Here is a 17,636-nt window from a genome sequence, read left to right as displayed (position 1 = left end):
TCAATTGTCTTTGGATTGTCGAGCAAGACGCAGTGGTTGAGTGGGCTCTACTACGCTGAATTCATCAGCTTTTACAGCCCTACTCAACTGTGCGGAGGTGGGACGACGAAATCGAATTTTAACGAATTACCGATTTCTGTCCCACTCTCTTTTTTTCGAAAGATCTTCCGTAATTTGGCTAAAAATAGTAGAATAGAAGAAGTGAATCATCAAGAAAATGGGAGTTGTTATGAATTGGTTTCAATCGCAATCCGTGGTCATGCAGGCCTTTCTCGCAGGATTGTTTACATGGGGCTGTACCATTGTAGGGTCAGCCATCGTCTTTTTCTTCAAGCATATTAGTCGCAAGTTACTGGACATCATGATGGGATTTGCGGCAGGTGCGATGATCTTCGTGGTAGTTGAAGAGTTGATCCCAGATTCCCAGACCAACGGCAATACAGACGTTGCGACCCTCGGTCTCATGGTTGGCTTTGTCATTATGATGATCCTAGATGTCGCTTTGGGATAAGGATCAGAAAAGGAGAGCATCAGGACAAGCTCTCTTTTTGATTGGTATCATTGTATTTGAGAATGAAAAGATGAAGAACAATTCATCAGATTCAATTCAGAGGCAACACTTAGTTAGCGAGGAAAATCATCTTATGGTAAAAATCAAGTTTAAAAAGAAAAACAAAAGGATGATGAGTGTCATCGCTTTGGCTTTCCTTTTTGCAATTGGGATTTCTTTGTTTTATGTGAATAAAAAATTAGAGGAAAAGCAACGCAATAGAGAGTATGAAGTCAGCCTTGTAAAGACCTTGAAGAATTCTTACGAGGGTATTGAGGAGATTGAGATTATAAATCCATCCTATAGCTCCATTCCTTCAGAAGCATGGGGAGCTGAGGTGAAACTCACATTTGTTGACGGGACTTGCAAGAAACATGTATTAGCTTATGATAAAGATGCGAATAAAATTAAGATAGGGGTCTATCATAATGAAGATGAGGAATTTCAGAGCTTTATGGATTCTAGGAGAGGAACGACAAAATCAAGAGTAAGGGTAAGATATTCGGATGGTTCAGAAGAGAAGCAGTGATCAGTGAATAAAAGTATATCAAGGAGATTTAGTCCGAGCGTCCTATTTGAATCACTATAATGAAGATCGTTAACGAGACTTTTTCTCACAACCTGTCATCACCTTGTAACACAAATGCAAGGTGACTTTTTTATATAAACATGATAAAATAAGGGTAATGACTACGTAGAAAGGCCTACCATTATGAAAGGTATTATTTTAGCAGGGGGCTCAGGAACTCGCTTGTATCCATTGACACGAGCGGCTTCTAAACAGTTGATGCCCATTTATGACAAACCAATGATCTACTATCCGCTGTCAACCCTTATGTTGGCTGGGATCAAAGACATCCTGATCATCTCGACTCCTCAAGACCTTCCTCGTTTTGAAGAGCTTCTTGGAGATGGTTCTGAACTTGGTATTTCCCTCTCTTATGCAGAGCAGCCAAGTCCAGATGGCTTGGCGCAAGCCTTCATCATAGGAGAAGACTTTATCGGTGACGATCATGTTGCCCTCATCCTTGGGGACAATATCTTCCACGGAAACGGCTTAACCAAGATGTTGCAACGGGCAGAAGCGAAGGAAAAAGGAGCGACTGTCTTTGGTTACCAAGTCAAAGATCCGGAACGCTTTGGTGTGGTAGAGTTTGACGCGGATATGAATGCCATCTCTATCGAAGAAAAACCAGAACATCCAAAATCCAACTTTGCAGTGACTGGACTTTACTTCTATGACAATGATGTGGTAGAGATTGCCAAAAACATCAAACCAAGTCCTCGTGGCGAGCTTGAAATCACAGATGTCAACAAGGCTTATTTGGAGCGTGGAGATCTCTCTGTTGAGCTCATGGGCCGTGGTTTTGCCTGGTTGGATACTGGAACTCACGAAAGTCTCTTGCAGGCATCTCAATATATCGAAACTGTTCAACGCTTGCAAAATGTCCAAGTGGCTAACCTTGAGGAAATTGCTTATCGCATGGGTTATATCACCAAAGAACAAGTCCATGAATTAGCGCAATCACTGAAGAAAAACGAATACGGACAATATTTGCTCCGTTTGATTGGAGAAGCATAATGACGGAACTATTTTTTGATAAAGAATTAGCAGCCCGCAAAATTGAAGCCATCCCAGGCTTGATGGAGTTTGATATTCCTGTGCGCGGAGATAACCGTGGTTGGTTTAAAGAAAACTTCCAAAAAGAGAAAATGCTTCCTCTTGGATTCCCTGAAAGCTTCTTTGCGGAAGGCAAGTTGCAAAACAATATTTCATTCTCTCGTAAGAATGTTTTGCGTGGCTTGCATGCAGAGCCTTGGGACAAGTACATCTCTGTAGCAGATGAAGGCAAGGTTCTTGGAACTTGGGTAGACCTTCGTGAAGGCGATAGCTTTGGGAACACCTACCAAACCGTGATCGATGCTTCAAAAGGCATCTTCGTCCCTCGTGGTGTTGCCAATGGGTTCCAAGTTTTGACAGACAAAGTTGCCTATACATACTTAGTCAATGATTACTGGGCACTGGAACTCAAACCAAAATATGCTTTTGTCAACTATGCAGACCCAAGTCTAGACATCCAATGGGAAAACTTGGAAGAAGCTGAAGTCTCAGAAGCAGACAAGAACCACCCATTGCTCAAAGACGTCAAACCCCTAAAAGCAGAAGATTTGTAAGAATGAAGCTCTTAAAACAATCAAGAACATCATTATATAGTTTTTAGCTTTGCTATAAACGAGCGAAGCGAGCTATATGCTTAGCTTTCCGCCGTGAGAAAAGCACCTGAACCATTGTGTTTCAGGTGCTCGGAAGTTTTGAGACACTAGGCTCAAAACTTAGTCATGGAACTTCTTCGAAGTTCGCTGACGTCCGTACTCACCTAAGGAAAGCTAAAAAAAGATTGATTTAAGGAACAATCAAAACTAAAAATTATTTGGAGAAAAAATGTCAGAATATAAACATATCATCGTAACCGGTGGAGCTGGTTTCATCGGTTCAAACTTCGTACACTATGTCTACAACAACCATCCAGACGTGCATGTGACTGTCCTTGATAAACTTACTTATGCTGGAAACCGTGCCAATATCGAAGAAATCCTTGGGGACCGTGTTGAGTTGGTTGTGGGAGACATCGCTGATGCTGAATTAGTTGACAAATTGGCTGCCAAGGCTGATGCGATTGTTCACTATGCGGCTGAAAGCCACAATGACAACTCCCTCAAAGACCCATCTCCATTTATCTACACAAACTTTGTTGGAACATACACACTCTTGGAAGCGGCTCGTAAATACGACATTCGTTTCCACCACGTGTCAACAGACGAAGTGTATGGAGACCTTCCATTGCGCGAAGATCTTCCTGGACATGGGGAAGGTCCTGGTGAAAAATTCACTGCTGAAACAAAATACAACCCATCATCACCTTATTCATCAACCAAGGCTGCTTCAGACTTGATCGTGAAGGCTTGGGTTCGTTCCTTTGGTGTTAAAGCAACGATTTCTAACTGTTCAAACAACTACGGGCCATACCAACACATCGAAAAATTCATCCCACGTCAAATCACCAATATCTTGTCTGGCATCAAGCCAAAACTTTATGGTGAAGGGAAGAACGTCCGTGACTGGATCCACACCAACGACCACTCAACTGGTGTTTGGGCGATTCTTACTAAAGGCCGTATTGGTGAAACTTACCTGATCGGTGCCGATGGTGAAAAGAATAACAAAGAAGTGCTGGAGTTGATCCTTGAAAAAATGGGTCAACCAAAAGACGCCTACGACCGTGTAACAGACCGTGCTGGTCACGATTTGCGTTATGCCATCGATTCAACCAAATTGCGTGAAGAATTAGGTTGGGAACCACAATTCACAAACTTTGAAGCAGGTTTGGAAGATACCATCAAGTGGTACACAGACCACCAAGACTGGTGGAAGGCTGAAAAAGAAGCTGTAGAAGCCAACTACGCGAAAACACAAAAAGTTTTGAAATAATGAAGAAGGTCCAAGTGGAAAATCACTTGGACTTTTTTCAGATATTTTTCTGAAAATCAAAAAATTAACCATTGATTTGTGGTATAATATGGTTAGTTTTTATGATGAATCAATAAGGGGGATATGATGAATCAAAACGATTGGGTTGAATACTTTGAAGCGGTCAATGGTCGCAAGCCAAGTATGCAAGAATTTCAAGAAGCGCGTGAAAAAGGGGAGTTTGTCGTAGAGCGAAAAGAAGAGCCGACTCCAGCAACTGAGGCGCAGGCTCCTGCTCAGGAAGTACCTGTTGCACCTAGCGCACCTCTTTCACAAGAGCAGAAAGCTTTTGTCCAACCGCAGCCATCGGCGAAAACTTTGCAACCTGTTCCAAGACCAAAAAAATTGACATATACTTTCAATAAACAAGCCCAAATTGGGGCCGCATTTGCGGGACTTGTCGCAGTAATTGCTCTTGCTTGGTTCTTTTTCTTTTCAGGTGGACCAAGTCTAGATGGTGTTTGGTTGAGAAATACGGATTCTAGTCCGGTCACTTATGAACTAAGCGGAAAGAAACAAAGAGTCAATGGCAATGAGACCATCAAAAAGGTTCTCAAGGGCAATGAAGCGAAAAAAGAATTTAATACAGCACTATCTTTGTTGAATGCAACTGACTTGCATTCACTTGCGGATGTCGATAAGAAATTTAACCTGAAGACGACAGAAATAGTTGTTATTAAGTCTGGTGGGAACACACGCTATAACTTGCTCCAAAAAGACGGAAGCAATATTATTTTAAGAAATGATTTATTCGACTTGAAAACTTATAAGTCATACAAAGGAAACTTTGAAGATAATTTAGTCTATCACAAGGTTGAAACACCAAAGGCCATGGTTGGAAAATGGAAGAATGTGACAGAAGGAGATAATACAACTGTTCAGATTTCAGATCACGGAATTATTAGTGATAAGTATTACGATAGCAAGGCTTACGCATTCTATTCTCTAGCTGATTCAGAAAAGTATGATGGAGACACGACTTCTAAAGAAGAGATCGAACACACATTTGAAGTAATTCAAGAAGCGGTGAAATCACAAGGCTATCAAGTGAAGAGCGTTAAGGAAGTCTATATACAAGCTAATTCAAATTATTGTTTCGTACCTGTCAACGGTGGAAAAAATATACTCGTCTTACATGGTGGTAATGAATTTGCCGCAAAATTAGAAAAAGTGAAATAATGAAAGGACCGCAAGGTCCTTTTCTACTCCAAATTTCATCGGAAAAAATGATTCAAGTCTAGGCAAAAATATGGTAAAATGGATAAGATGTAATGGAGAGGTTAGGACCTTTTCAAGCGATTAGAGGTAATGGAGTAGAAAATGCAAAATAGACCTATTATTATTGGTGTTACTGGTGGTTCTGGTGGTGGAAAGACCAGTGTGTCTCGTGCCATTTTGGCTAATTTTCCGAATGAAAAGATTGCCATGATTGAGCATGATTCTTATTACAAGGACCAGAGTCATTTGACCTTTGAGGAGCGGATCAAGACCAACTATGACCATCCTTTTGCCTTTGATACGGACTTGATGATTGCGCAGATCAATGAACTCTTGGCGGGTCGTCCGGTGGATATTCCAACCTATGACTATGCAGAGCATACGCGCAGTAGCAAAACCTATCGTCAGGAGCCCCAAGATGTTTTCATCGTGGAAGGAATCTTAGTCCTTGAAGACAAGCGCCTTCGAGACTTGATGGACATCAAGATCTTTGTGGATACGGATGATGATGTTCGGATCATTCGCCGGATCAAACGCGATATGGAGGAGCGTGGACGGAGTCTCGATAGTGTTATTGAGCAGTACCTTGGAGTGGTGAAACCCATGTACCATCAGTTCATTGAGCCAACCAAGCGCTATGCGGACGTGATCATTCCTGAAGGAGTGACCAACACGGTAGCGATTGATTTGATCACAACCAAGATTGAAAAAATCCTCAACGAAGCGCGTGAGGGAAAATAAAATAGGGGAAAGAGGGCAATCGATCTCCAATCCTATAACAATAGTTGGAATTACGGAATGTCGCAGTAGTTGGTGAGACTCTTCATTCGCTAAAAGACTCAGAAGAGTTCTCAATCAACTTTGTGGGGGTGGTATGGGAAATGTTTATTTAAATATTTTCTACCACTCCCTCTTTTTCCTAAGGAGAATGAAAATGAAAAGGGAGTTTCATTCGCGGACTAAGGCGTTCGCTTGTTTATTGACCATGTGTGCTGGTTTTTCAGATGCTTATACCTTTATTTGTCGGGGTGGGACCTTGGCGGCAGGCCAGACGGGAAATGTGGTCTTTCTATCGGTTGGTTTGATCGGCCAGCAGATCTCAGATGTAGAAGTGAAGTTAGCCACGATGCTGGCCTTTATGCTGGGGATCTTTTTAATGACGGTCTTGCGTCGCTTGATTGATAATTCAGTCTGGCGCTTGAGTACCCTAGTGCCCTATATCCTCACAACTTTGGTGACGGGATTTTTGCCAGCATCGGTAAAAAATGTCTTCATCGTGCCTTTTTTTGGACTGAGTTTGGGAATCGTAGCGACCTCATTTGGAGAAGTAGGTAGCTATGCCTACAACCACTCTTTTATGACCGGAAATCTCAAGAAAACCATGGTAGCTTATGGAAATTTTGTTAGAGACAGGGAGATGAAATTCCTCTGGGAAGCCATCTTTATGACCTGCCTGATCGGGAGTTTCGTCTGTGGGGCCATCTTTTCGACCTACTTGATCCAGTTTTATGGACTAAAGACGATTTGGCTGGTGGCCATTATCTTGACCATCTTTTTAATCTACCGGGCCATTCAATATTTTGAAGTCTTTCACTTCAATCGGCTGCATGAATAGATAAAGGTATCATAAAAAACTTTCCTTAGGTGAGTGCGGACGTCAGCGAACTTCTTTTAAGAAGTTCCATGACTAATTATTGAGCCTAAGGTCTCAATAATTCCGTGTGCCTGAAGCAGTTAAGCTTCAGGCACTTTTCTCACAGCGGAAAGTTTAGTATATTCTTTATCAATTTAAATTAATGAGACCTCGATTTTATCTCTTTTCAGAATCGCTTAAGTTATTTTACTAAAAATTAGTTTATATATTCCAGAGGCTGGGACAAAAGTCCTAGCCTCTCCATTATCTTTGGATTGTCGAGCAAGACGCAGTGGTTGAGTGGGCTCTACTACGCTGATTTCATCAGCTTTTACAGCCCTACTCAACTGTGCAGAGGTGGGACGACGAAATCGAATTCTAACGAATGACCGATTTCTGTCCCACTCTCTTTTCTTTCGCTGTTTGAAGCTTAATTTTTGGGCAAATATTTGGTATAATGGAAGGTATGAAACATTCGGAAAAAGAATCACAATACCAGCTCTTGCTGGCTCAGTTAGACGCTCTCTTAACAGGAGAAAGCAATGCCTTGGCTAATCTGTCCAATGCCAGTGCGCTGTTAAATCAAGCCCTGCCTCGTTCGGTCTTTGCGGGTTTTTATTTGTATGACCAAACGGAATTGATCTTGGGACCTTTTCAGGGAGGTGTTTCTTGTGTCCATATCGCTCTTGGAAAGGGTGTCTGTGGAGAAGCAGCTCAAAAGCAGGAAACCATGATTGTCGATGATGTGCGCCAGCATGCCAACTATATTTCCTGTGATAGTCGAACTATGAGTGAGATTGTGGTGCCTATGGTCAAGGACGGTCAGCTCCTTGGAGTTTTAGATCTGGATTCGGAGTGTGTCTCTGACTATGATCAGCTGGATCAGGAGTATTTGGAAAAGTTTGTCGCTATCTTGATCGATAAGACAAACTGGGACTTTAAGATGTTTGGAGTTAAGAACTAATGTATCAAGCTTTATATCGGAAATACCGTAGCCAGACCTTTGGCCAATTGGTCGGCCAGCAAGTGGTGGCACGGACGTTGAGACAGGCAGTGGAGCAGGAGAAGATCAGCCATGCCTATCTCTTTTCGGGTCCTCGTGGTACTGGGAAAACCAGTGTGGCCAAGATCTTTGCTAAGGCTATGAACTGTCCTAATCAAGTCAATGGGGAGCCTTGTAACGACTGCTATATCTGTGAATCCATTACCAATGGGAGCCTAGAAGATGTCATTGAGATCGATGCAGCCTCCAACAATGGGGTCGATGAAATTCGCGATATTCGCGACAAGTCGACCTATGCTCCAAGTCTAGCCAAGCACAAGGTCTACATTATCGATGAGGTCCATATGCTCTCAACAGGGGCCTTTAATGCCTTGTTGAAGACCTTAGAAGAACCGACGGAAAATGTGGTCTTTATCCTTGCAACAACGGAGTTGCACAAGATTCCAGCTACTATTCTGTCACGGGTGCAACGCTTTGAATTCAAATCTATCAAATTGCCAGACATTGTCCAGCATTTGGAAAATATCCTAGCTACTGAAGGCATTGCCTATGAAGCAGATGCTGTCCAGATCATTGCTCGGCGCGCTGAAGGTGGGATGCGGGATGCCTTGTCCATTTTGGATCAAGCCCTGAGTCTGACTGCGGGTAGTGAGTTGACGACAGCAATCGCCGAAGAGATTACAGGCTCCATCAGTCTAGCTGCGCTCGATCAGTACGTGGCTGCCATCCTGGCTCATGATGCGACAGCGGCGCTGGACCAGCTGGCGATTATCTTTGACAACGGAAAGAATATGGCCCGTTTCGCCACGGACTTACTTCAATACCTGAGAGATCTCTTGATTGTCCAGACAGGAGGAGAAAACACTCACGCTAGTGACTTGTTTGCGGCGAATCTTGAATCCGATCAAGACCGTCTTTTTGCCCTGATTGACCAGGCGACGACCAGTCTAGCGGATATCAAAAATAGTCTGCAACCGCGCATCTACACTGAAATGATGACCATTAAATTGGCTGAAAGCACAGGCCAAGTTTCTAACTCAGCTACTGTGGAGGTTCCTTCCAATCTGCTAGCTCAGCTGGAAGATTTGAAGAAGGAAGTCGCTCAACTCAAGCAACAGTTAGCGCAATCAGGTAGCAGTCTTCCTGCTTCAAAACCAGCAGTAGCTCGTCCAACCAAGTCGAGCAAGGGCTACCGTGCAGATCGAAACAAGGTCAATGCCATTTTACAAGAGGCGGTTGAAAACCCAGAGTTGGCACGGACCAACTTGATCCGTCTTCAGAACGCTTGGGGGGAAATCATCGAAAGCTTGGCAGGTGCAGATAAGGCCCTCTTAATCGGATCTCAGCCGGTCGCTGCCAATGAAAATCACGCTATTTTAGCCTTTGAGTCTGCCTTTAATGCCGAACAGACCATGAAGCGGGACAACCTCAATACCATGTTTGGAAATATCCTCAGCAATGCTGCTGGCTTCTCACCAGAGATTTTAGCGGTTTCGATGGAAGAATGGACCCAAATACGGGCAGAGTTTTCGGCTAAGGCGCGTGGACAAAAAGCGGAAGTGGTAGAAGAAGAGGAAAGTATCATCCCTGAGGAATTTCACTTTTTATCCGATAAAATCACCCTGCAAGACGATTAATACATGAATTTTTTACTGAATCATGGTAAAATAATTTTATGAATAGAAAACAATTTGCAGTGATAGCAGTCTTTACTGCTATGGAGACATACTTTTTCAATGAAGCGACCATGGCGGGTCAAATGCTCTTTGCATGTTTTTGGGCCCTCTTGATCTTGCGCAATCTCCAGACGGCCTATATGGTGGAGAAGATTGCTAGTGCCATTGAAAAAGAAATCAGAAAGAAAAGAAAATAAAACCTTTGAAAAGAAATTCTTTTTCAAAGGTTTTTTTCTTGTTTTAAAAGGCTTCTTGGCATTGCTTGCGGTAATCTCCTGGGGAGAGGCCGACCTTTTGTTTAAAAGCCTTTGTAAAGTAGGAGTAGTTGTCATAGCCCACCTGGAGAGCGACTTGGTAAATGGGGGTATCGCTTTGCGATAGCATCTCATTTGCGGCGGCCATCCGTTTATCGGTGATGTATTTCACCAGGGTTTCGCCGGTGTCGCGCTTAAACATCCGTGCTAGATGATCTGGACTAAGAAAAACCATCTCTGCCAGCTTGGTGCGACTGATATCCTCCTTGTAATGGTGGTCGATGTAGTCGGTGATCCGCTTGATGAGATTGGATTGGTGTTCTAGATCGATCACATAATGGCGAGCAGAGCTCCAGTAATCCCCGATATAGGCTTCAAAAGCTTCGATGGCATGAAAACGCCGTTCGAAGAGAAATTGATGGTGTTTGTTTTGAAATAACTTGTGGGCGAGAATGCCGTTCTTGTCCAGATAAATGCCAATTTGCTGGGTCCAGTCTAGCTGGAGTTCACTCAGAGCTGAGAGCGGGATGCGATCTTGAGTCTCTAAGCTATGGATGATTTGGAGGAGCTGTTCTGTCTCTAGCTGATTTGTAAAAGTGAGCGATGTCCGATGAGCAGGCTTTTGAGGTTGTGGAGCCAAAGAAGCATAGGAGTGGATACTGTCCCAATGGAAGACTTGTTCTTCACTGTATTGGCAGAGTTGCAGAGCCTTCATCAAGAGCGTCTCAAGGGAAATAGTATCTGAATAGAGAAGGATAGAGGATCGGTCTAAGTCTTGCTGGATCTTCTGTTGGATGGCCTTTAGGAAGTCTGCACACTCTGTTGTCTGATTCTTTTTGAAGAGGCAGAGGTAGCGATCGGTCTGGCTTTCGATTTTACTGAGGGCGCAGTAGTGGACAGGGTAATCCAGGGAGAGATCCTTGATACAATGGCGGAGCTGTAAGCGCCAAGAAGGGACGCTGGGGTGAAAGTCTTCTTCAACTAAGTGGAGAGTGATGAGGACTAAGAGGTAGTCTTCATGTGGTTTGGGGCTATAACCCCGTTTTGTCACTTCTTGAAGGAGCTGTTCTGCTTGAGATGGACGCGGTTTTCGCAAGTAGTCATGCCAAAATTCAGCTTCTTTTTGCCCTTGCTGGGCTAATTGGGTCGCACTCTTGTGGCGCTTGATCTTATTGAGTGCTTTTTGAATGATAAATTCTAAGCGGTCGGGGTCAATCGGTTTGAGGTAGTATTCAAAACTTTGGAGTTCAATGGCTTTTTGGGCATAATTAAAATCAGCATAATTGGTGAGGAAGATCGTTTGAATGTCATATTTTTCTGACCGGACCCAGGCTAGGAGATCTAACCCACTGCCTTGTGGCATCTCGATATCACTGATCATGAGGGCAATCGGGTGACTTTGAATGATGGCTTGGGCTTGGCTCAGACTGGAGGCAGTATATACCTGCTCAATGCCCAAGGCTTCCCAATGGATGGTTTCCTGTAGGGCTTTAATGATAAAACGATCATCGTCAACGAGTAGGATATTCATGTGTGTCTCCTTTGTAGGGTTCATAAGGAAGGCTCAGTTGGATGCGGGCACCTCCTTGGGATCCATTTGAAAATTGAAGCGTGTAGTGATCTGGATAGAGGAGATCTAGTCGCTCCCGTGCATTGGTCAAACCAATGTGGTGGCCATCTTCAGTGACTAAGGATTTTTTCTCTTCTAGATCTTGTAAGATAGCGGAGCTAAAACCAGGACCATTATCCTGAAGAGAAATGGCAAGATGTTGGTTTGCTTCTTCATGAATGGAAAGCTGAATGTGGAAGGAATCTTGGAAAGAAAAGCCGTGTTTGATGGCATTTTCCACAAAGGTTTGTAAAAGCAGAGGGGGAATAGCCGCATCTTTCAGATGAGGATCCCAGTCCAGGTCAAAGTGGATGCTGTCCCCATAGCGGATTTTTTGGATTTCTAGGTAATTTCGGATATGTTGGATTTCATCTACTAAGCGATTGAAATCTTGGTTAGCTTGAAAGAGGTGACGCAAGTAGTTGGAAGTCACCTTGGTCAACTCCTCGATTTCCTTATAGTCCTTGGTCTGCAGCATGCTGTGAATCATGGAAAGCATGTTGAGGTAAAAATGGGGTCGAACTTGATTTTTGAGGTAATTGAGTTCGACTTTTTTGAGGTTGAGTTGCGCGTGGTAGGCTCGAATTTGAAGGTCTTTCATATGGATCAGGACCTGATTGAGCTTGTGATTGGCCTGATCGATCTCTAAGATCCCTTGGTCTTCGATCACATCTAGCTTGGTGGAAGCAGCGTCTAGCTGAGAAAGGCGTTGGGTGAGTCGTTTCATCGGTTGGATCATCCGTTGACGAATATAAAGGATCAGAATGGTAGAGAGAACGGCGATGATCAAAGGGACCAAGGAGAGAAGGGTTTCAAGTACGATATTTGTACGGAAAACGTCCCCGTAATCGACCGTCACATACAGATCAAAAGGCAGGTGGGTTTGATTGCTACCGGCTTGAATAACGGAATCTGTAGCATGGATCTGATTGGGGCGTTCGATGGATAAGCGCCCTTTTTTTCCAATATTGAGCTTTTGCAAGGGTCTTAAAATATCCTGGGTAGAAATGATGGCATAGATAGCCTTGCCCTTGTAATGAAGGGATTTCAAGAGATAATCATGCTGGTTCAGGCTGATTCGTTGCCATTTTTGACGGGTCTTGTCTGTTTCTTTGTCATAGGTTTTAAGATGATCTTTCAATTGTACATAGTCCAGGTAGGGCAGTTGAAGACTGGAAGCGTTGAAAAAATGTGGGATATCTTTTGTCTCTATGAAAAAGGTAATGGGGCTATCCATCTGGTACTGAAACTCCGTGAAATCAATCCGCAGTTTTTTTAGATTTTCATGAAAATTTGTGAAATCAAGCGGAGTATTGAGCTCTGTCAAATAGTCGTTGTGACTAATGGTACTGTACATAAAACGCTCAACGGAGTGAAGCTCTGTATTTAAGGAATCCGCATAGATATGAATCGAGTCCTCTAAATGGAGCATATTTTGGTGTTTAATAAAATTTCGGCTAATCCCACCAATCAAAAGGTTGATCAAGGTATTGACAACTAAGAGGAGAAAGAGTAGGCGCGAAAAAAATTGAATCGAGTGATCTCGTGTACTTCTGTGAATAGCTTTCATAATGAGCACCTCACATATATTATAGCACTATTTGAAAACGGATTCATGAACAAAACCGATATTAAAGTAAAAAAAATCGGGAAAGTGCATGTTTTTGTGTGGAGAAAACGGAAAAGTGAATGAAGATGCACGAAAAAGTTCTATAAAGATGGAAAGGATTCCTATAAAATAGAGGAGAAAGAAAAGGAGGGCCTTATGAAAAGCGAAGTAAATGCGAAGCAGAGCAAATTTAAGAAAAATATTCCTTTATATGTGCTTCTCCTGCCATCGATTATTTTATTGATTTTATTTGCCTATATCCCTATGGCGGGTCTAGTCATCGCTTTTAAAGATTACTCTCCCGCTACTGGGATATTTGGAAGTCCTTGGGCTGGTCTCAAGTATTTTAACCAGTTCTTCTCATCCTTCCAATTTGCAACAACCATGAAGAATACCTTGAAAATTTCTATTTACAGTATTCTGGTTGGTTTTCCCTTGCCGATTGTTCTAGCCATCATTTGCAACCAGATTCGTGTGGGCAAGTTCAAAAAAATCTTTCAAGTAACAACTTATTTGCCTCATTTTATCTCGACCATGGTCATGTGTGGGATGATTATTCTTTTTCTCTCTCCAAGTAGTGGACTGTTAGCCAATGTCCTCAAATTGGTCGGCTTAAAGATGCCTGCCCTCTTATCCAAACCGGGTAGCTTTGCAGGTGTCTATGTCTGGAGCGATGTCTGGCAACATATCGGTTGGGATAGTATCATCTATCTAGCCGCTTTATCAGCCATTGATCCAACCTTTTATGAAGCAGCGACCATGGACGGGGCGAGTCGATTGCAAAAAATCCGTCATATTGACTTACCCTTACTGTTACCAACGGCGATGATTCTCTTGATTCTCAGAGCAGGAAGCCTACTCAGTGTTGGTTTTGAAAAGGTCTTGCTCTTGCAAAATCCACTTAATCTGGCAGGAAGTGAAATCATTTCGACCTATGTCTACAAAGTGGGGATGATTAATTTCCAATATAGTTATTCGACAGCGATCGGTCTCTTTAATACCTTGGTCAACTTGATCATCTTATTGTCGGTCAACTGGTTTGCGAAACGCTATACCAAGACGGGATTGTTCTAGAAAGGAGGAGGAATTGTGAAATTGTTTCAACATGCTAGAAAGACCAAGTCGGAAATCCTCTTTGATGTTTTTATCTATGGTCTAGCGATTTGCTTGATTCTGTTGATTGTCTACCCTTTGTGGTTTGTCATTATTGCCTCCTTCAGTAATCCGTCTGATGTGGCAACTGGTAAGGTTTGGTTTATCCCGAGGGAATGGCGACTAGATGGCTATCAACGCTTGATTGAGCAACCTTTGTTTCTAAAGAGCTATCTCAACACCATCCTCTACACGGTTGTAGGGACCATCGTTGCCCTGGTCATTAATATCCCAGCTGGTTACGCCTTGTCGCGAAAGGACCTCTTTGCTAAGAAATGGGTCAGTGTCTTCTTTATCGTTCCCATGTTTGTCTCTGGGGGCTTGATTCCCATTTATTTGACAGTGAAACAAATGGGATTAGTCGACACCTTCTGGGTGATGGTCGTACCGTTTGCAGTATCTCCTTACAATATCGTTGTAGCTCGGACTTTCTTTAACAATAGTATTCCAGAAGGGATGTGGGAAGCTGCCCAGATCGATGGGTGCGGAACCATTCATTACTTCAGAAAGATCGTGCTCCCCTTGTCCAAGGCTATTATTGCCGTTATTGGACTTTGGACAGCAGTAGGGATCTGGAATTCTTGGTTCAATGCTCTGATTTATTTGACCAATGAAAATCTTCAACCCCTGCAACTGATCCTGCGCCGTCTCTTAATTAGTAATCAAATGTTGCAATCGCAAGCAACAGGGGAGGTAGCTTCTGACCTCCGTATTAAGGCTGATATGATGAAATATGCAGCCATCGTTATCTCAACAGCACCGATTATGATGCTGTATCCATTCGTCCAAAAATACTTTAATCAAGGTGTCATGATAGGTGCCTTGAAAGAATAGGAGAAGATCATGAAAAACAGGAAATTTGCCTATCTGCTCCTTGGAGCAGCTGCTTTAGCTGGCTTGACGGCTTGTGGAGCTTCCACAAATAAATCAAGCAATGACAAGAATGATGGAAATACCTTCAAGATCACGACCGTTCGTTGGTCGGATTGGGGGGAAGACTATCACAAAGGTTTTCTAGATGATTCAGCCAAGGAATCAGGTATCAAGATCAAATGGGATACCATGGTGGCTGCAGACTGGTCGGATAAGAAATCTGTCCTTGTAGCCAGTGGAGATTTACCAGACGCTTTCTTGGGATCCAATGCCTTCACGGATTCTGAAATCGCTCAGAACCAAAACATGTTCATTCCATTGGAAGACTTGATCAAGGATAATATGCCAAACTTGAACAAGGCCTTTGAAAAAGAACCAAAATTAAAAGCCATGGTGACCAACCCAGATGGTCATATTTACAGCCTGCCTAAGAAATTGCCAATGCGGCCAATCGTCGGCAACCAGCTCTTTATTAATAAGAAATGGTTGGACAACCTTGGCTTGAAGATGCCCGAAACATATGATGAATTGGTGACTGTTTTACAAGCCTTTAAGGATAAGGATGCTAATGGCAATGGGGATGTCAATGATGAAATTCCATTTGGTTCTGGTAACTTTGATCCGACCTTCTCTTATATCTTGCCATTCAACAACCGTCTGGGTGGAGATAATACCTATGAAATGTCCGTCAAAGATGGCAAGCCGGTCTATCTACGAACAGAAGAAAGTTATAAACAAGGGATAGCGGCTATGCATGAAGCCTACAAGAAAGGCTTGATCGACCCTGAACTCTTTACAGAAGATACCTCTATGTCTGTTGCCAAACGGATGGATAAGGGTGTGGCGCGTGTCGGTGTGTCAAGTGGTTGGACAGCAGATGCAACCTTCGGCCAACATGCTAGCGAATATGCTCCTCTCCCAGCATTGAAAGGCCCAGATGGCAAACAATATGTCATTTCTGACCCAGATCATTTGAACTATGGACGAAATGAAATCCTGATCACGAATAAGTGCAAGGACCCTGCAAAATTGCTCAAATGGTTGGATAAATTCTACAAGGATGATGCTAGCATCCAAAACTTCTATGGATCCTTTGGTATTGCGACTGAAAAAGATGGCGATAAGTACAAGGTCTTGGCTCCAAAAGATGGTAAATCAGCCGATGAATGGGCTTGGATCAATTCCCTTCGTGACTTTGGACCAAAATATGTGTCTGATGATATCAATAGTCATGTCGACATCGACCAAACACAAGGTGATGGTCTCAAATTGAAGATGGACAAAGAATTGAAACAATACGCTTTGCCAGCATATCCAAATGTCATCTACTCTCAAGAAGAATTGAACAAATTATCCTCTATTTATGTAGATATCAACTCCTATGTTACCCAACAAGCTTCTAAATGGGTAGTAGAAGGGGGCATTGAAAAAGAATGGGATGATTACAAAGCAACCTTGAAGAAGATGGGCATTGATGACTTTATGAAGATTCAACAGGATGCCTATGATCGTTACCAAAAAGAAGTGAAGTAACAGGGGTCTAAATGGATTCAAGTAAGTAACTCAGGGGCGTAGAGCCCCTGAGTGCTTCCGTAGAGGAAGTAGCAGAAATTGAGATGAAGAACAAGGAGAAGAAGATGCAAAAATTATTTTCATTGGATGGACGCTTGGTCAAGACTTTGACCCGGTTGACAGACATTATTATCTTGAACACCTTGTTTATCGTTTGCTGCCTTCCGGTTCTCACGATCGGTGCATCGCTTACGGCTTTAGCAACCATGTGGCACCGCTTGTTGAAAGGGGAAGATACGGATCTCGTCTTTCATTTTTTCCGTCTCTTTCGCGCCAATTTCAAGCAAGCGACGGTGATTTGGCTGACTTGCCTAGGACTATCAGCCCTTCTTTATCTGGATTACTGTCTTTTTTCAAATACGGCCTTTTTAAGTGAGTATGGGATTTGGATCTTGCTTCCCTTTATCGTCCTTCTATGTGGAGGGATGACCTTGATCTTCCCTTATATTGGACTCTTTGAAGACCCTACAAGAAAGGTCTGTCTGAATAGTTTCCTCATTGCTCTCTTAAATCCTATTCAAACCATCTTTCTTATCTTCTTCAATCTGGCAGTGATTTATATCAGTCTCAGTAGTCCTGAACGGTTACTGACAGCTATTTATCTCTTTACCTTTGGAGGTTTCGCTCTTTGGAGCTTCTTGAATGTCCGACTGACCGATCAGATCTTTTCAAATATCCAAGAAGGAGAAATCTTTGAAAAATGAAGTCAAGGAAATGGGACGTATGTTTTCTTGATATTATTTAAATCGAATAAAGTTTCCTAGATTTTTAGGAAACGATAGAGAGTAGCACAACTTTTTTTGCTAAAAAACTAAGTGATGCTTAAAAGAATAAATGATATCGGCTTTTAACCTTATTCAAACATATGCTGAAACTTTCCGCTGTGAGAAAAGTGCTAGAAACATAATTGTTTCTAGCACTCGGGAGTTTTGGAACTTTAGGTCCAAAACTAAGTCAT

Annotated in this window: 17 protein-coding genes; 15 read left to right on the top strand and 2 right to left on the bottom strand. The window is 42.8% G+C overall.

Annotated features, from left to right (window positions below):
• The first annotated feature begins 229 nt into the window (after window positions 1-229).
• The 11 genes from P5Y91_RS01620 (at window position 230) to P5Y91_RS01570 (ending at window position 9,806) form a co-directional block, all read left to right on the top strand.
• On the top strand, window positions 230-511 hold the full coding sequence (locus P5Y91_RS01620) for a ZIP family metal transporter (RefSeq protein ID WP_201088170.1): 282 nt from the start codon (window positions 230-232) through the stop codon (window positions 509-511).
• A 133-nt stretch (window positions 512-644) separates the two neighbouring features.
• Window positions 645-1,079, top strand: coding sequence for a hypothetical protein (locus P5Y91_RS01615; RefSeq protein ID WP_195623201.1), 435 nt, complete (start codon window positions 645-647; stop codon window positions 1,077-1,079).
• Window positions 1,080-1,262: 183 nt separating this feature from the next.
• Complete coding sequence (rfbA, locus tag P5Y91_RS01610; RefSeq protein ID WP_003002772.1) at window positions 1,263-2,132, top strand: glucose-1-phosphate thymidylyltransferase RfbA; 870 nt, start codon at window positions 1,263-1,265, stop codon at window positions 2,130-2,132.
• The gene (locus tag P5Y91_RS01605) at window positions 2,132-2,725 is read left to right on the top strand and encodes a dTDP-4-dehydrorhamnose 3,5-epimerase family protein (RefSeq protein WP_254733455.1); all 594 of its coding nucleotides are present in this window, start codon (window positions 2,132-2,134) and stop codon (window positions 2,723-2,725) included. The genes rfbA and P5Y91_RS01605 overlap by 1 nt, the downstream gene beginning before the upstream one ends.
• 268 nt (window positions 2,726-2,993) lie before the next feature.
• Window positions 2,994-4,040 carry a dTDP-glucose 4,6-dehydratase gene (rfbB, locus tag P5Y91_RS01600; protein WP_003002700.1) on the top strand — a complete coding sequence of 349 codons (1,047 nt, stop codon included), beginning with the start codon at window positions 2,994-2,996 and terminating at the stop codon, window positions 4,038-4,040.
• A gap of 126 nt (window positions 4,041-4,166) precedes the next feature.
• Entirely contained in the window at window positions 4,167-5,258 is a 1,092-nt protein-coding gene (locus P5Y91_RS01595; protein WP_277838804.1) for a hypothetical protein, read from the top strand.
• Between the two features lie 141 nt (window positions 5,259-5,399).
• Window positions 5,400-6,038 (top strand): uridine kinase, encoded by a 639-nt coding sequence (gene udk / locus P5Y91_RS01590; protein ID WP_003007856.1) that lies wholly within the window; start codon window positions 5,400-5,402, stop codon window positions 6,036-6,038.
• Window positions 6,039-6,231: 193 nt separating this feature from the next.
• Entirely contained in the window at window positions 6,232-6,912 is a 681-nt protein-coding gene (locus P5Y91_RS01585; RefSeq protein WP_277838803.1) for a YoaK family protein, read from the top strand.
• A gap of 484 nt (window positions 6,913-7,396) precedes the next feature.
• Window positions 7,397-7,894 carry a free L-methionine (R)-S-oxide reductase MsrC gene (gene msrC / locus P5Y91_RS01580; RefSeq protein WP_049491971.1) on the top strand — a complete coding sequence of 166 codons (498 nt, stop codon included), beginning with the start codon at window positions 7,397-7,399 and terminating at the stop codon, window positions 7,892-7,894.
• Window positions 7,894-9,570, top strand: a complete 1,677-nt coding sequence (gene dnaX, locus P5Y91_RS01575) for a DNA polymerase III subunit gamma/tau (protein ID WP_049491969.1) — start codon at window positions 7,894-7,896, stop codon at window positions 9,568-9,570. The genes msrC and dnaX overlap by 1 nt, the downstream gene beginning before the upstream one ends.
• A gap of 38 nt (window positions 9,571-9,608) precedes the next feature.
• The gene (locus tag P5Y91_RS01570; RefSeq protein WP_003002577.1) at window positions 9,609-9,806 is read left to right on the top strand and encodes a DUF3272 family protein; all 198 of its coding nucleotides are present in this window, start codon (window positions 9,609-9,611) and stop codon (window positions 9,804-9,806) included.
• 43 nt (window positions 9,807-9,849) lie between these two features.
• Here P5Y91_RS01570 and P5Y91_RS01565 read toward each other — a convergent pair whose 3' ends face one another.
• Window positions 9,850-11,394 (bottom strand): helix-turn-helix domain-containing protein, encoded by a 1,545-nt coding sequence (locus P5Y91_RS01565; RefSeq protein ID WP_277838802.1) that lies wholly within the window; start codon window positions 11,392-11,394, stop codon window positions 9,850-9,852.
• On the bottom strand, window positions 11,375-13,042 hold the full coding sequence (locus P5Y91_RS01560; RefSeq protein ID WP_049491961.1) for a sensor histidine kinase: 1,668 nt from the start codon (window positions 13,040-13,042) through the stop codon (window positions 11,375-11,377). The genes P5Y91_RS01565 and P5Y91_RS01560 overlap by 20 nt, the downstream gene beginning before the upstream one ends.
• Before the next feature lie 195 nt (window positions 13,043-13,237).
• Here P5Y91_RS01560 and P5Y91_RS01555 point away from each other — a divergent pair, with 195 nt between their 5' ends.
• The 4 genes from P5Y91_RS01555 (at window position 13,238) to P5Y91_RS01540 (ending at window position 17,382) form a co-directional block, all read left to right on the top strand.
• The gene (locus P5Y91_RS01555) at window positions 13,238-14,155 is read left to right on the top strand and encodes an ABC transporter permease (RefSeq protein WP_021153492.1); all 918 of its coding nucleotides are present in this window, start codon (window positions 13,238-13,240) and stop codon (window positions 14,153-14,155) included.
• 15 nt (window positions 14,156-14,170) lie between these two features.
• On the top strand, window positions 14,171-15,067 hold the full coding sequence (locus P5Y91_RS01550) for a carbohydrate ABC transporter permease (protein WP_049472610.1): 897 nt from the start codon (window positions 14,171-14,173) through the stop codon (window positions 15,065-15,067).
• Between the two features lie 9 nt (window positions 15,068-15,076).
• Entirely contained in the window at window positions 15,077-16,639 is a 1,563-nt protein-coding gene (locus tag P5Y91_RS01545; protein ID WP_049472611.1) for a type 2 periplasmic-binding domain-containing protein, read from the top strand.
• Between the two features lie 104 nt (window positions 16,640-16,743).
• Window positions 16,744-17,382 carry a YesL family protein gene (locus P5Y91_RS01540; protein WP_254733463.1) on the top strand — a complete coding sequence of 213 codons (639 nt, stop codon included), beginning with the start codon at window positions 16,744-16,746 and terminating at the stop codon, window positions 17,380-17,382.
• The last annotated feature ends 254 nt before the right edge of the window (window positions 17,383-17,636 follow it).

It is taken from the genome of Streptococcus taoyuanensis (assembly GCF_029589235.1).
Taxonomy (GTDB): Bacteria; Bacillota; Bacilli; order Lactobacillales; family Streptococcaceae; genus Streptococcus; species Streptococcus taoyuanensis.
The sequence above is the reverse complement of the archived record's forward strand: the minus strand, read 5'-3'. Positions and strand labels throughout refer to the sequence as shown.